11 protein-coding genes are annotated in these 15770 nt (G+C 45.2%); 6 read left to right on the top strand and 5 right to left on the bottom strand.

Translation table 11 applies throughout. The annotated features are described in order from the left end of the window. Nucleotides 1–6 precede the first annotated feature (6 nt). The 3 genes from GMES_RS10785 to GMES_RS10775 all read right to left on the bottom strand — a co-directional run bounded on the left by GMES_RS10785 (nt 7) and on the right by GMES_RS10775 (nt 5244). Nucleotides 7–1671, bottom strand: coding sequence for a carboxylesterase/lipase family protein (locus tag GMES_RS10785; RefSeq protein WP_006992713.1), 1665 nt, complete (start codon nt 1669–1671; stop codon nt 7–9). A gap of 62 nt (nt 1672–1733) precedes the next feature. Further along, nucleotides 1734–4046 carry a DNA topoisomerase IV subunit A gene (gene parC / locus GMES_RS10780; protein WP_006992712.1) on the bottom strand — a complete coding sequence of 771 codons (2313 nt, stop codon included), beginning with the start codon at nt 4044–4046 and terminating at the stop codon, nt 1734–1736. An 82-nt stretch (nt 4047–4128) separates the two neighbouring features. Beyond that, entirely contained in the window at nt 4129–5244 is a 1116-nt protein-coding gene (locus GMES_RS10775) for a PQQ-dependent sugar dehydrogenase (RefSeq protein ID WP_006992711.1), read from the bottom strand. Between the two features lie 192 nt (nt 5245–5436). Between GMES_RS10775 and GMES_RS10770 the strand changes: the two genes are divergently transcribed. Beyond that, nucleotides 5437–8541: a hybrid sensor histidine kinase/response regulator gene (locus tag GMES_RS10770; protein WP_006992710.1), complete on the top strand. Its 3105-nt coding sequence runs from the start codon at nt 5437–5439 to the stop codon at nt 8539–8541. Between the two features lie 39 nt (nt 8542–8580). On the opposite strand, the gene GMES_RS10765 is transcribed toward GMES_RS10770, so the two are convergent. Continuing rightward, on the bottom strand, nt 8581–9270 hold the full coding sequence (locus GMES_RS10765; protein ID WP_006992709.1) for a DUF2982 domain-containing protein: 690 nt from the start codon (nt 9268–9270) through the stop codon (nt 8581–8583). Nucleotides 9271–9736: 466 nt separating this feature from the next. On the opposite strand from GMES_RS10765, the gene GMES_RS10760 reads away from it, so the two are divergent. The 4 genes from GMES_RS10760 (at nt 9737) to GMES_RS10745 (ending at nt 14216) form a co-directional block, all read left to right on the top strand. Next, entirely contained in the window at nt 9737–12412 is a 2676-nt protein-coding gene (locus GMES_RS10760) for a reprolysin-like metallopeptidase (protein ID WP_006992707.1), read from the top strand. Continuing rightward, the gene (locus GMES_RS10755) at nt 12400–12921 is read left to right on the top strand and encodes a hypothetical protein (protein ID WP_006992706.1); all 522 of its coding nucleotides are present in this window, start codon (nt 12400–12402) and stop codon (nt 12919–12921) included. Before GMES_RS10760 ends, GMES_RS10755 begins: the two co-directional genes overlap by 13 nt. 316 nt (nt 12922–13237) lie before the next feature. After that, on the top strand, nt 13238–13693 hold the full coding sequence (locus tag GMES_RS10750; protein ID WP_006992705.1) for a hypothetical protein: 456 nt from the start codon (nt 13238–13240) through the stop codon (nt 13691–13693). 184 nt (nt 13694–13877) lie between these two features. After that, complete coding sequence (locus GMES_RS10745) at nt 13878–14216, top strand: FKBP-type peptidyl-prolyl cis-trans isomerase (RefSeq protein WP_006992704.1); 339 nt, start codon at nt 13878–13880, stop codon at nt 14214–14216. A 135-nt stretch (nt 14217–14351) separates the two neighbouring features. Here the strand turns inward: GMES_RS10745 and GMES_RS10740 are convergent, their stop codons facing one another. Beyond that, nucleotides 14352–14945: a LysE family translocator gene (locus GMES_RS10740; protein ID WP_006992703.1), complete on the bottom strand. Its 594-nt coding sequence runs from the start codon at nt 14943–14945 to the stop codon at nt 14352–14354. A 117-nt stretch (nt 14946–15062) separates the two neighbouring features. Here GMES_RS10740 and GMES_RS10735 point away from each other — a divergent pair, with 117 nt between their 5' ends. Continuing rightward, nucleotides 15063–15515, top strand: coding sequence for an Lrp/AsnC family transcriptional regulator (locus tag GMES_RS10735; protein ID WP_006992702.1), 453 nt, complete (start codon nt 15063–15065; stop codon nt 15513–15515). Nucleotides 15516–15770 lie beyond the last annotated feature (255 nt).

Raw genomic sequence — 15770 nt, 5'->3', positions numbered from 1 at the left:
ACGAACTCACTGTGGTGCGCTACTTTTTTCAATGATGTTATTAAGGCTGTCTTTTTCGAGTTGGGCTTTTTCAAAGAAATAACGACGATGGAAAGCATGTCGCTCTTGCAGGTAACCAACGTCTTCAACTTCAGGCTGCGCCTTTAACACCATGCGTTTATGTTGGCTAAATTGTGGCCAAAGAGGCAAAGCACGAGCGGCGCCGTCAGAACCATTAGGCACACCTGTTTTGATAAAATTAGCAAAATATTGCTGCATAATCTCTGAAACTTGATAATCCGCGTCTTGCCATTCGTATAATGGATTGGCATCTAAGTTACCTAAGGCGTATTCAATTTCAGCAGAGTGCACAGCACCTCTTGGTTTATTCACTGGCAGGGCTTTCTTCGCTCCAATCATCGGGGGTCGAATATGGTCATAAAAATAGTAAAAGCTTGGAGCGGTATTGGTCTTAACATTTTGATAAGCCCAGTTGTAGGTTGCTATACCCATGAAACGATCACTGGCTAGCGCCTGCGCAGATGCAATAACTTGCGCACTATTCTTGCCAGAGTAGAGGCCGAGCACCTTCTTAAAATCATCTGGGTACAGGCGTTTTATTTTATCAAGATAATGCTCAACAGTGGGTGGCCCATCAACCATGATCTGCTGATAGCCGCCTTCTTGCGAGTTATCCCCAAGCAGCAAAGGCACTTTTGCTTGTGCCCCATTGGCATATAACAAATCAGGTGATTCAGGGAAGAAGGCGCCATCTACATTTGGTTTAAAATAGATGAAACCGCCTTTTGTGACCTTATCTAGCAGCGTTCGAGCAGGCATCCTTCTTAGCGCCGCAATGCGCTCTTCAGGAACGCTTACGTTTTGCTCAGGGGTATTTTTAAGTGCAATCGTTGCCACTTTCTGACCGTACTGTTCGGCATCTTTGAGTGTTAACGGGTCAAGGGGTGGTCCAACAATCGAGCCGCTTTCACCGATTGCACCAGCGATATATGGTTTTGCCGAAGGTGCCACCATAAGTGCCGAAACGGAAATCGAGCCTGCAGACTCCCCTGCAATCGTTATACGCTTAGGATCGCCCCCGAACTGTTGAATATTCTCGGCCACCCATTTAAGCGCTGCTTGTTGGTCCATCAATCCGTAATTGCCCGAGCCATGATAATCTGTCTGTTTAGATAAACCTTCATGGGCGAAAAAGCCAAATACACCAAGACGATAATTCGCCGTAACGACCACTATGCCTTTTTGTGCCATAGAAGCGCCGTTGTAACGCTTTTCATCGCCACTGCCTGCAATGAAGCCACCGCCATGAAAATACAGTAGCACGGGCAATTTTGCGCTTTGACTCGTTTTCGGTGTCCACACGTTCAGGTACAAGCTGTCTTCGCTCACCTCTTGTGAGCGAAACTGCATATCACTATAGATGGGATTTTGCATTGCACGAGGGGCGAATGTTGTCGCGTCTCTCACACCTTGCCATGCCCTAACCGCTTGGGGCGGCTGCCAACGAAGCTCACCAACCGGCGGCGCAGCAAATGGGATCCCTTTAAAGGAAAAAATTTGAGAATTATTGTTTTTTTGACCCAATAGCGAGCCATATTGGGTAGTGATTTTCTCTGCTAAGACCGGGAAAGAACTGATGAATAAAGCGAAAGCGACTAAGACAAACTGCATGAACATTCCTTTTAGAAAATAACCATCGGCTATAGAAGAAATCTATAGCCGATCGAGCAGGATTATAGAGATGGCTCGTTAGGTAACTCACCGGTATCGTCAGCTTGGTCGCTAACACCGGTACCCGCTTCAACTTCAATACCATCGACACGTTGTAAGCCTCTGGGAAGTTTGTTGCCCCGGCGCCCTCGCTCACCTTGGTAATGAGTTAAGTCGTCAGCGGTCAATGTCATACCGCGTTTGCCCGCCAGTACTTTTACATTGGCACCTTGAGGGACGACAGCGAGCACCTTGACGAACTCTTCCCGAGCTTGTGATTTAGCCGAAGGGATACTGATAATTTTATTCCCTTTGCCTTTTCCTAAGCTGGGTAAGTCACGTAACGGGAACATTAACATGCGCCCTTCATTGGAAATCGCTAAACACCAATCACTGGATAAGTCGTGCACTGCTTGAGGTGCAATAATTTTGGCGGCTTTAGGTAAAGAAATATAGGCTTTCCCAGCTCGGTTTTTACTTATCATGTCGGCAAATTTGCCAACAAATCCGTAGCCCGCATCAGAGGCAATCAGATATTGCTGCTCGTCTTGTCCCATCAGCACGTGCTCAACGCTCTCACCACTGACGATACTAAAGCGTCCTGTTATGGGCTCACCTTGGCTTCGGGCTGAGGGCAGTAAATGGGCATCACAGGAAAAGGCCCGCCCGGAGGTATCCATAAACACGGCTTGTTGGTTACTTCGCCCTTTGCTGCTGGCGAGGTACTTATCCCCGGCCTTGTAACTCAACCCGACCACGTCTACATCATGGCCTTTAGCGCAACGAGCCCAACCTTTTTCTGACAGTACAACGGTGACCGCTTCTGATGGAATAAGCTCCTTTTCGGTCAAGGCTTTTGACTCAGAACGTTCAATAATCGGTGAGCGCCTATCATCACCGTACATTTCTGCTGCAGCTAAAATTTCTTTTTTGATCAGTGTTTTAAGGCGGCGATCAGACCCTAAGATAAGTTGCAGCTCGTCACGCTCTTTGGCCAGTTCATCTTGCTCGCCTTTGATTTTCATTTCTTCAAGCTTGGCTAAATGACGTAGCTTCAACTCAAGAATAGCTTCCGCTTGAATATCTGATAGCGAGAAGGTGTCCATCAGGACGAGCTTCGGCTTGTCCTCATAACGAATGATACGAATAACTTCGTCAATATTTAGAAAGGCAATCATCAAGCCTTCTAAAATATGCAAGCGCGCCAATACTTTATCTAAACGATACTGCAGACGCCTAACAACCGTGTCTTTTCTAAATACCAACCATTCAGACAAAATCATGCGCAAGTCTTTAACCTGAGGACGACCATCTAAGCCAATCATGTTGATATTAACGCGGTAATTTTTCTCCAAATCTGTAGTGGCAAACAGATGCTGCATTAATTGCTCAACGTCGACGCGATTTGAGCGCGGTGTGATCAATAAACGGGTTGGATTTTCGTGGTCCGACTCATCACGTAAATCACTGACCATAGGCAGTTTTTTAGCCTGCATCTGGGCAGCGATCTGTTCTAATACTTTGCCGCCAGAGGCTTGATGTGGCAACGCCGTAATAATAATATCGCCAGCTTCTTCATAATACACAGCGCGCATTTTAATTGAGCCACGACCGGTTTCGTACATTTTACGAATGTCGCTTTGTGGGGTGATTATTTCAGCATCAGTTGGGTAATCAGGCCCCTGTACGAACTCCAATAATTCGTGTAATTCCGCTTTGCTATTATCCAATAAGTGGGCACAGGCATTGGCGACTTCCCGTACATTATGTGGCGGAATATCAGTGGCCATACCGACCGCGATGCCGGTAATACCATTGAGCAAAATATGCGGTAAGCGTGCTGGTAATATTTTGGGCTCATCTAGCGTGCCATCAAAGTTAGGTTGCCAATCAACCGTACCTTGCCCAAGTTCGGTCAACAACACCTCGCTAAACTTAGACAACCGAGATTCGGTGTAACGCATGGCAGCAAATGATTTAGGGTCGTCTGGCGCCCCCCAGTTACCTTGACCATCCACCAGCGGATAGCGATAAGAAAATGGCTGCGCCATCAATACCATAGCCTCATAACAGGCTGAATCACCGTGGGGATGAAATTTACCTAATACGTCACCCACTGTACGCGCCGACTTTTTATACTTTGCGTTGTTGCTCAAGCCAAGTTCTGACATGGCGTACACAATACGCCGCTGCACTGGCTTTAAGCCGTCGCCGATATGGGGTAATGCCCGATCCATGATGACGTACATGGAATAATTGAGGTAAGACTCTTCGGTGAATTGACGCATCGGAAGCTGTTCGATACCGTCTTTATTGATAATGATTTCTTGACTCATAGTGTGCTATATCGGCCGCTGTTATTATTGTTGGGGAGCGAAAACCAACATTTTCGCTCCCGCTTTAAACGTAAAAAGTGGATTACTTCTGGTAGGTTACCCTATAAATAACATTCGCGAAATCATCGGATACCAACAAGCTACCATCTGGCATGGTGAGCATAGCAACAGGGCGCCCCCACGATGTTTCATCCGCTTGCAACCAGCCTTCAATGAAAGGTTGATATTCAACAATATCGTTATCTTTCAATATCGCTCGCATAACTTTGTAGCCAGACTTTTTACTTCGGTTCCATGAACCGTGTTCAGCCACAAATAAGTTGTTTTGGGTATCTGCGGGAAACATATCGCCGTGATAGAAATGGATACCTAATGGCGCAACATGCGCGCCCAAATTCAATGCGGGTGCAACATAGTCTGCAGCATTTTTGCCTGTGCCAAACTCAGGATCGGCTATGGTGCCACCGTGGTAATAAGGGTATCCATAGTGAGCACCCATCTCATCAACTCTATTGATTTCACACGGTGGAATATCATCTCCCATCATGTCGCGGCCATTATCGCTAAACCACATTTGGTTAGTTTGCGGGTGCCAGTCAAAACCCACGCTATTTCTTACCCCTTTTGCGACCCAGACTCGCTCTTTGGTTTTTAAGTTGTATTTTAAAATCGAGGCAAATTCAGGGTTATCAAACTTATCACCGCCATTGGTTTCACATATATTACATGGCGCGCCAACAGGAACGTACAACCAATCATCTGGCCCAAAATCAATATTCTTCCAGCCATGATGCTTTTTATCAGGCAAGCCATCAATGACCACTTCAGGCTCAGGTAATTCGCGGAAATTCTGCTCAATATTGGCGTATTTCAGAATACGGCTGACCTCTGCTACATATAAATCACCATCTTTAATGGTGAGCCCTGACGGCATGGTTAAATCTTTGGCAATTTGCAGTACCTCGTCCACGTTACCGTCCTGGTCTTTATCCACAACAGCAGTTAAAAGCCCACTGTCTCGGCTACCAACAAATAAAATGCCATTATCACTAAGCGCCATCTGCCGAGCATTTTTTACATCTGAGGCGTAGATTTCAATGCTGTACCCAGTAGGTAGAGAGAGCTTTTCTAACGGTAAGGGCTTAGCTATGCCAGCAAAACTGACAAAAGAAAGTAGAATCAAACGACGAAGTATCATAGATTATTTCCAGTGATGGTAAGAACATAACAATTATAAAGATATCTATGTTAACTACAAAGATTGTCGCCAATTAGCAAAATATTTTCGACGGGCCTTTGAGTTAATTCTAGCTGTGCAGGAGACACTTTGAGGCTTTACGACTTTTTAAAACACCCTACGCAGCTTTGGCTGGCCCTATTGGTTTGCCTGATGGCCTTGTGGGGAGTGTCAATCGGCAATGCCCAACAAGCCGAAAGCCTTGTGCAACTTATCTCTAAAGATCAAGAAGTTAGCCTGTCTTCATCCATTAGCGTTATGCAAGAAGACGGCATAGAGCTAAGTGTGACCCAAGCGCGAGACATGCTATCCCAGTTCGTTTGGCACTCAGGCGGCAACCCTAATTATGGTTTTTCCGAACATGGTGTATGGCTCTACACCACCTTGAGTAATGTCACAACCACAGACAAATGGGTGGTCAGTGTAGCGTTTTCGCAGCTAGATAATGTTGATATGTACCTGATACAAGATGGGCAAATTATTGCTTCAAGTTTTCAAGGTAAGCTCGGCGTGAAAACTCACTATCGCTTACCTATGATGAAAGTCGAATTGCCCTATGCGCAAACCGTTGAGCTGTTTGTGCGTTTGCAGAGCCAGCATAGCAGCTTAGTCGCGCCCATTAGCATCAAATCTAGTACTTCACATGAAATGCAGAGCTTTTATGATAGCTTGTTGTGGGGGTTGTTTTACGGTGGCTTGATCATTTTAGCCATTTACAATTTGGTGGTCTATTTTGCCCTGCGTGAGTCTAGTCTATTAGCTTATGTCGGGTATATCTGCACGGTTATTGTTTGGCAATTCGTGTGGGGGGGTCACGCTAGTATGATGCTTCCTCAAGCACTATCCCATTGGTTTGACATGCACACAGATATCATTTTTGTCATGATTGGCATTGGCTCTGGGGTGTTTACCTTAGTGTTTTTGGAGGCCAAAGACACCGCCCCTAGAACACTTCCTTTCATAAAAGTCAGTATTGGCCTTCTGGCTGTGATGGGCTTGTGCTCTTTGGTCAACTTATTCCCTCCCGTTTGGCAAAATGCCGCTGTGTATGTGGTCAGTATGTTGGCCATTAGTTGCTACACCTATGCAGGGTTTGAAAGCTACTCAAATCAGTTTTATGCCGCACGCTATTTTATTTTCGCATGGAGTATTTTAGCCACATGCGCATTGATTGGTATGTTTAGCTTGGTGGATATGTTGCCTTCTAATTTCTTCACCACCTATTGCTTTCAGTTCGGTGTGTTCTTTGAATCCGCATTATTTTCGTTGGCGTTAATGGATAAAAGCCGTCACCAGTTAGAACTTGAAGTACAGCAAGCCACCAATGATTTACGCAATAACATCGAATTAGTAGAAGAACAAAACGTACGTCTGGACATTGCTCGAAAAGAAGCGGTCGCTGCAAGCAATGTAAAGTCTCAGTTTTTGGCTAACATGAGTCACGAAATAAGAACTCCATTAAACGCCATTCTTGGTTTTAGTAAAGAGTTGCAACAAGGTGACTTCTCTACCGATAAACGCGACCAAATTAATATTATCAATGCTGCCGCTGATAATTTAATGACCATAGTTAACGATGTGCTGGATGTATCGAAAATTGAGGCGGGCAAGCTTCAAATTAACAGTCACCCGTTTTCAATAAACGAGTTACTCGAAGAAATGATAGGCGTGATGGCTAAATCCGCTCATCTCAAAGGCCTTGAGTTTGTTTACGACATCGAACCATTGCCGCTCAAGCTGATAGGTGACAGCTATAGGATCCGTCAAATACTGAATAATTTATTGGGCAACGCCCTTAAATTTACCGATACCGGACACATTGGCTTAGCGGCATCGGGTAAGGTGCTAGAGCACGGTATTTTTGAGTTAACCATTAAAATTGAAGACACGGGTATTGGTATTAGCCGAGAAGATAAGCGCAAACTGTTTACCGCGTTTTCGCAGGTTGATGATGCGCTGAATCGCTCTTACCAAGGCACTGGGCTAGGTTTGGTTATCTGCAAAGAGTTAGTCAAATTAATGCACGGGCAATTGTCGCTACAAAGCTCCCCAGGTCAAGGCAGTACCTTCAATGTCACGGTTCGCATGAATATTTTAAACACTAAACCCAGTATTTCGCCAAAAAGTGACTGGCAAGATCAAACGGTATTACTGTATGAGCCTTACCCCAACGCGCGATTCACCGCCAGTAAATTACTTAAGTCCCTTGGGGCGCGAGTAACGAGTGTCGACTCGGTTACTTTCTTACAAACCTGCACACAAGCATTTGATTGCGTGATCTTTTGCATACACCCGCATAATCAAGCAACCAATGAACAGGCTTTTTCGAGCGCTAGCAATATCGTGGCCAAACGTAAGGTGTTGTTGTGCTCAGGCGAGGATTCTTGTTGTCGTTTTTCTCAGTTTACTGGGCAATTCTCCCCTCAACTACGTTTACCTCTGACTCCAGGCAAGCTGAAAGAAATTATGCACAAGCCCACACAAGCACCGGTTAATGAGTTGCAAAAGCGCCTGCAAGAATTGCCTGCAGTTACTGTACTGGCGGTGGATGATATGGAAATGAATCTGCGCTTGTTAAGCACTTGGCTTAAACCATCACGCCTTGAGCTTAAACTCGCGTTCAGTGGCCAAGATGCGGTCAATTTATGCAAGGAAAGCGAATTTGATCTGATATTGATGGATGTGCAAATGCCTAATATGGATGGCTTACAAGCAACCAAATTAATTCGAGAAACGAATCTTAATTTCGGTACACCTATTATTGCAGTAACGGCCCACGCGTTTAAGGAAGAACAGCAGCGGCTGTTAAATAGTGGTATGGATGATTACTTGCCGAAACCTCTCGACCTTTCGGACCTAGTTGACTTGATTAATCGTTGGTGTCATCAAGGGGAGGAAGAAAAAGAACACGTAGTAGTGTTTAATTGGCCCTTGGCACTCAAACGCGCCAACCAAAATGCTGACGCGGCCAGAGACCTGTTTAAACAATTCATAGAGCAGCTTCCTTCTTTTGAAAGCAAATTTGAACGACTGCAAGCGCACCTTGAACATAATGAACTGCAACAAGTTGTGCATGCACTGCACGGGGTATGTTGCTATACCGGTGCGGTAGCGTTGCATAGTAGTTGCTCAGAATTAGAGAGCCAATTGAAGCGAGAACAATTTGATAAGGTGCCCTCGTCTTTGGCCAGACTGATTAACGATGTTAAAGCCCTGTTGAAACAAAAGGATGTCATCAAACACAGCATCAGGGATTAGTCATATTCATCCCTGATGATGTCAATATGTTAGCCAATACTAAGCATCTTGCTTCTGTTGGTTTTGAACAAACTCTTGGCATTCACGCAATAGCCGCACGAACTCTTGCTCACTGCGGTCAAGCTCAGACACGTTGATATACAAGTCGTAACCTAATCGCTCACGCAACTTGGTCATTCGATTAGCTAGCATGGCTTGCGTGCCGGTAAGCACAGTTCCATCAGGTAACTTGTGTTTATCGTCCTCTACAAGGTTGGCACTGAAACTCAGTCCTGAGGCACTGTCAGCTTTATCTCCTAGTAACAGTAAAGAACGCTGCTCCATCAACAAATGGATCATCAACTTGATCGGTGTAGTGGTTAAAAAAGGCCGATAATCTTTAAGTTTTATGCCCACTAAGCTTAAATCTTCAAGTGCTAAGTCTCGATGCGCGCGAGGGACATCAATACGTTGAATATTGTGCCAACTCACATGCCATTGTCCTTTTCGATGCTGGTAACAAATAGAATCATGGGATAACTCTAAGCTGAAAATAGGCTCACGAAACTTAAACCACGCAATTAACAATGCCACTATTGAAGCACTCGTCACAAACACACCGGCTAAAAAGAATGCCTCAGGCAGCCAAGCAAAAATAGCAGCGGCCACAAAAATGCCGGCAACACCAAACAAACTAGTGGTGAGAACATTACGTTTCGCAGAAGCGCGGATCTGTATTACATCTTGCATTTTGTTCCTTTATTTAACCCCAAAACCAGAAGTACATCATAGCCATCAGTATGCCCCACAGAATGATATAGCGCATGCGCATACATTTTGGACAATCTGTTTTTAACATACCGAAATAGTTGACTTTTGTTGGTCGCGCATCACGCTTTTCTGTTGGCATAAGCTTTATTGCTCGGGGCGATGAGGTCGGTAGAATAGTGATATTCTACCTGATTCCCGTGTCGGTAAAATACGCTATTTGCTAATTCATACTCTGTTCAGCCAGTAAAACTCAAGATTTGTGATACAAGTTTCACGATTTATCACTAGAATAAGGCTCGTGTCACTGTTCAGGCTTGACGTTTTTGTCGTGTCGGTATCAAGTGAAGTAGAACAAGCAAGGATCAGACTGTTCTTTAATTTTAAGCTGGCCGCTTAGCTTAATCGGGACGCTCCCCGAAAGCAGTCAATTGTTCAAGGTTGTTTTATGCAGGTAGTAAACAAATACAATTTCAGTAAATTTGCCCAACGTATGTTACTTATCGCCGCCTCTGGCATCGGTGCACTTAGCGCTGGCAGCGCCGCTGCTGAATCTTTGTGGGTAGCTTCAGCCCAAGCTAAATTTAGCACTGGGAACAACACGGCAAAAGTTGCCGTGGTTAAAGGTAACTATCAGTCCCTTGCCAGCGAGTCATTGCAACAGCGTTTCTCAGATAAAACCGCCGCTATCACCTTAGCGCTGCCTTTACCAGATGGTACTTTTGCTGACTTTACGCTCACGCCTTCCCGCGTGATGTCTGATGATTTAGCTGCGCGCTACCCTCGATTTATGTCCTATGACGCGGTGCAAGTGAATGCTCCGCTAAATGTTGGGCGTTTCAGCCTGACTCATAAAGGGCTAACGGGTATATTTCGTCAAAATGGCCAATGGGCATTATTAAGCCCAGTTTACGAAAAAAACGACGAACAATATGTTAGCTATTATTACCTGGATTCTGACGGCGAAAGCCTGCTACCACAGGGGATGGATGATTCCATTGACACCCTTTCAGCACAAGAAAAAAGCATTACCGATTTAACCACCGCCCAGAAAACCACAGGCGATACTTTAACCACCTACCGATTAGCCCTCAGTGCGACCGGTGAATACACTCAAGCAGTAGGTGGAACAAAAGCCGACGCCGTGGCAGAAATGATCACCTTGGTCAACCGAGTGAATCAGATTTTACTGGTAGATACCGCCATACAGTTTGAGCTGATTGATAACGAAGACATTATTTACACAGATGCCGCTACCGACCCCTTTACCAACAGTGATGCAAACGAAGATTTAGATACCAATCAACAAGTCGTTGATGATGCCGTAGGCTCTAGCAATTATGATATAGGGCATTTGCTTGCCACTAACCCAGGCGGTCTAGCCTTCGTTGGCGTAGTTTGTTTGAGTACCCACAAAGCCAGAGGGTATACTGGCAATACTTCCCCCCAAGGGGAGCGCTTTTACATTGATTTGGTGATCCATGAACTGGGCCACCAACTGGACGCCGAACACTCTTTTAACGCGCAAGATTTTGACTCCTGTGATGAAGAGCAACGCAGCAGTTCGAGCGCATTTGAGCCAGGCAGTGGCTCTACAATTATGTCGTACGCAGGTATATGCGGCACTCAGAATTTACAAAACACCAGTTCACCTTTTTTTCACGCGGGCTCAGTGGAACAAATACGAGACTATGTTGAGACTGGACGCGGCCGTCTTTGCGGCACCACAGTCAGTTTGAACAATGCTGCGCCACAAGTCTCCTTGGCCTCAACAAATTACACTATTCCAGCCAACACGCCATTTATACTCGATGCACAAGCAACTGATGATGAAACACTAACCTATACCTGGGAGCAAATTGATGCCGGTGGCGACACGGGCGGAACGGCAACCGCCAGCGAAATGCGCAGCGATAATGGCGCGAATCCACTGTTTCGCTCGTACTCTGCAGTCAGTGAGAGTTATCGTTATTTCCCTGCTTTAGAGGATGTGCTAGATAATACCGTTAGTTTTGGTGAGGCTTACCCTACAACCGATCGAGAACTAAACTTTCGCGTTACGGTAAAAGACAATAGAGGCGGTGTAGACACTGCTGACGTTATGCTGAGTGTCACAAATACGGGCACCGCATTTGCTGTAACACAGCCCACCGCGACCAGTGTTTGGCAAGGCAATGCCCTTCAAACCATTACCTGGAATACCGCCAGTACACAAAGTGCACCGATTAGTTGCCCCTCGGTGCACATCACAGCAGATTTAGACGGTGATAATACTTTTGACAGTATTCTTATAAGCGACACCCCCAATGATGGCGAACAAGTGGTATTTTCACCAAACACCAACACCACCAGAGCACGTATAAAAGTCAGCTGTGTGGATAACGTCTTTTACGCTATAAACCCTGCCAACTTTGAGATTACTCAAGGTGGTTCAAATGTCGCCCCTGTAATTGATGGCCAGTCTGTATTAAGCGTCAATGAAGACGACACACTTACCCTGACGTTAACTGCCTTACAAGTCACTGACCCAGACTCTAGCTACCCAGATAACTTCACCTTAGCGTTGCAAGCAGGCAGTAATTACAGTATTGAAGATGGTGTGACCATAGTGCCTGATGCGAACTTTAGCGGCGAGCTGTCGGTCTCGGTCACTGTCAATGACGGTATCGAAGACTCAGGTGCTTTCCCTTTGGTGCTGAGTGTTAACCCGGTCAATGATGATCCACAAGCCAGCGATGACAGCCAAACCGTTGAGCAGGATAGCGCTGCCACGCTTATCAGTGTGCTAAATAATGATACTGATATCGATGGCGACAACCTAAGTATCAGCGACGTAAGTTACACTGGCTCAGGGACTGTTAGCATTAGTGGCAACCAAATAAGTTATCAACCAGCTAGTGGGTTTTCAGGCAATGAAAGCCTGACCTATATTGTAAGCGATGGCATTGCCACCGACAGTGCAACCCTAACGCTAACGGTTACAGCAACTCCCACGACTACTGCGCCAACGGCAGACAGTGGCTCTGGTGGCGCTGGCTCATTTGGTTACGTATGGCTTGGTTTGGTGAGTATGCTGATGTTCATAGGCAGACGTTCACGTAAGTCAGCAAAATGCGCTTGTTAATTAAACGCCTTTCAGTGCTTAGTCCTATCATGTTGATTGGGCTAACAAACCTCACTGCATGCGCTTGTTTTGGCAGTACAGATACGCGGGAAAATAGCCTAGCTGGGCGTACAGCCAGCGAGATTGCGCCCGCAGCCAACACCGAAGCCAAGAATGCATTTGGCGTATCTACGGCTCAAGCCGATACACCTTCAAGCCAGAGTAATGTGAAAATAGATGTACATCCCCTGAGCTGGGTAACAGATGCAGATCCGCTCAAAGACGCCAAGCAGGCCATCTACGAGGGCGATCTGCGGCTATTAGCTTTCGCAGGGCGCGCTATATCCGTACCTGGTGTTGATTTAGCCGTGCATCCTCTGGCTCGAATTCAGCAACAGTGTGGCTATCGTACCTTAAAAGGCACAGGAGATACGCTTCGCGTCGGTGAGCAAACATCACTGCGCTCAAAAGCACATGACTACGCGGTAATATACAATGAGAAAATTGTAGCAGCCTGCTTCTTACCCTAAAATACGCAATCAATAGTGAAGTAATTAGCCGACTAAGCGAATTGCTTGGTAGCTCACCACCACCTCAAAAGTTGCTCAAAAACAGCTCAATTTCCCCCTAAAAATACAATGCCGCGTAAACTTTTTCGAAGCGCGACATATCATTCATACCGCTACATGCTGTATGAGCAGCAAATATAGGTTCACTGTATTTCTCCTCTTGTTAACGGCTCTGTGATTTTATGCGCCGACGTTTTACTGATTCGCTTGCGTGCTTTCGGCGAACGTTAATACCAAATCACCTCAGGGTGAGGTGATATCAAAAAGGACAAACAATATGAATAATACAAAATTGGTAGCACTTACTCGCATCTTGATGAGCGGCATACTGGCATTCGGTATTTCAACCACAGTAGTAGCTCAAGAATCTAGCTACTCATATGGAACTGTATGGGAAGCCCATGGCATCAGAATTTTGCCGGGGCAATTTGAAAATTATATGGATCATTTGGCGGGAAGTTGGAAGGATGTTTACGAGTTTGCTAAAAAAGAAGGCCATGTGGTGGATTATCATGTTTTGGCAAACAACCATGCACGAGAAGGCGAACCTGACTTGATTTTAGTGGTTGAGTATAAAGACTATATCAAGACTGCAGAGTACGAAGCGTTTCAAAAGAAAATAGAAGAAATGATGTCAACCAACGAGCGCAAATCAGATAAAGAGTTTGGCGAGCGAGAAACCATGCGTAAAACGCTCAGTTCCAGCCAATATCAAGAGTTGGATCTCAAGTAATCCCCAGCCACTCATCAGATGTGGATAACGTGTTATGGCTAGTGAAGCTGAGCTCGCTCGCTAGCCAACCCTTCTTTTGCGCCAACTTTCCCTCTATTATTGTTCACAGCACTGGCAATTGATTAATTCACTGTCGCCGGTCCTTTAGAATCCCCACTTATTTCACATAGAGCGAGTAATAGACGTGCAACAGGATGTAAAAATTGAAGATTTGGTCGAAGGTAGTGGAAAGGCAGCCCAGCGCGGTGCGCTCATCACGACGCATTATCGCGGCTTCTTAGAAGATGGCACTGAGTTCGACTCATCCCATAAAAACAATGCACCTTTTCAGGTCGTGTTAAGCAATAAACGTGTGATACAAGGTTGGGTACTCGGCTTAACAGGTATGAAAGAAGGCGGTAAACGTAAGCTTTGGGTGCCTGCATCTCTTGCCTACGGTGAACGTAAAATAGGTAACATGATCCCGCCCAACTCAGATTTGACGTTCGAAATTGAATTACTCGAAGTGTTGACCCGAGACTAATCTTTACCAGAAGTTTGGCAAGTACGATTTAATACCATTTCCAATTTTAATTTTAATTTTAATTCCAATTAATAATAGCCTTCGTTTAGTGGTTAATTATTTCCTAGATTTGGTATGACTCTGTATTAGCCATGATCATAAAAATATAGGATAAAGAGATATTACCAACAGACCTGCCATAGTGAAGTTGAACACCCTAAGGCGCTTATCATCCGTCAAAAAGCCTTGTATTTTTTGGCCTAAAATTGTCCAGGTGCTAATGCAGGGGAAGTTCACCGCACCAAAAACACTTGAAACCATCACTACAGCTAGCACGCTTTTCGATGGTGCATATACGCTAATAGCCGTTAATGCCATCGTCCACGCTTTGGGGTTCACCCATTGGAACAGCACCGCTTGAAAAAAGGTCATCGGCTTTGCATCAGTTGTATTGTTCTGTTTAGCGTTCGAAGCCGTGGCAATTTTATAAGCTAAGTAGAGCAAATAAGTGACACTCAACACTTTTAAAATTTGGTAAGTAACAGGAAACATATCAAATAGTTGCATGATCCCTAACCCTACCAGCGCCACCATTAAGGTAAATCCCAGTGACACACCGAACATATGAGGCAGTGAACGCTTAACGCCATAGTTGGCGCCTGATGCCATCAACATTAAGTTGTTCGGCCCGGGCGTAATTGAAGATACAAGTGCAAATAGCATAAGCGCGGTGAGAATGTCAAACGTCATTAAATTTTGGTCCCTATTAGAGGTAGTTTTACCGAAAAGCTAATTGTGCAATTATAAAGAGATATGACTGAAATTACTGCGCTATAAACAGCGTAAAACCATGCAAGAGCACAACAAATGAATCCAAAAGATAAGTATAACGAACGAATATTGCATGAACTTAGCCAGCAAGGAAGGATCGCTAATACTGAGCTTGCAGACAAAATTGGCCTGTCCGCCTCGGCGTGTTTACGCCGAGTACAAGAGCTTGAAAATAGCGGTGTGATCAAAGGCTATCGCGCTATTTTAGACAGTGAACTACTCGGCAACGGCTTTATCGCGTACGTTACGGTTGGCTTGGGGAAACACACTAAGGGCTCACAAGATGCTTTTGAGCAGGCGATCGCAAGCGCTGACGAGGTAAAAGAGTGCCACAATGTCACAGGCTCTTTCGAGTACATTTTACGCGTAGAAACAACCAATTTGAAAACTTACAAATCCTTCCACACTGATATTCTGGGCACTTTGCCTCAAGTCAGTACCATCACCACTCATGTTGTTATGGACTCGCCAAAAGATCAGCGCGCCTAGTTTAATCGTTTCGTTCATATTGGCGGCAGGTATAACAACAACAGCGGGTAAGGTAGGCTTATCAATTAACACGTAAAATGGCCTAAATTGATGGAAGCTTTGCACGCTATGTTCTAGGGTAGTATTGTACACTTACAAGCATGAGTAAGCGTATAAATTGGCGTTTGCGTAGTTTCGAAATACCCGCCTTAACTTAGCGTGAAACAATAGTTTTGCAGTGATATAACGCTTATACCAATTACAGCAAATAATTAG

It is taken from the genome of Paraglaciecola mesophila KMM 241, from assembly GCF_000315015.1.
Classification (GTDB): domain Bacteria; phylum Pseudomonadota; class Gammaproteobacteria; order Enterobacterales; family Alteromonadaceae; genus Paraglaciecola; species Paraglaciecola mesophila.
This window is presented reverse-complemented; position numbering and strand designations above follow the sequence as displayed.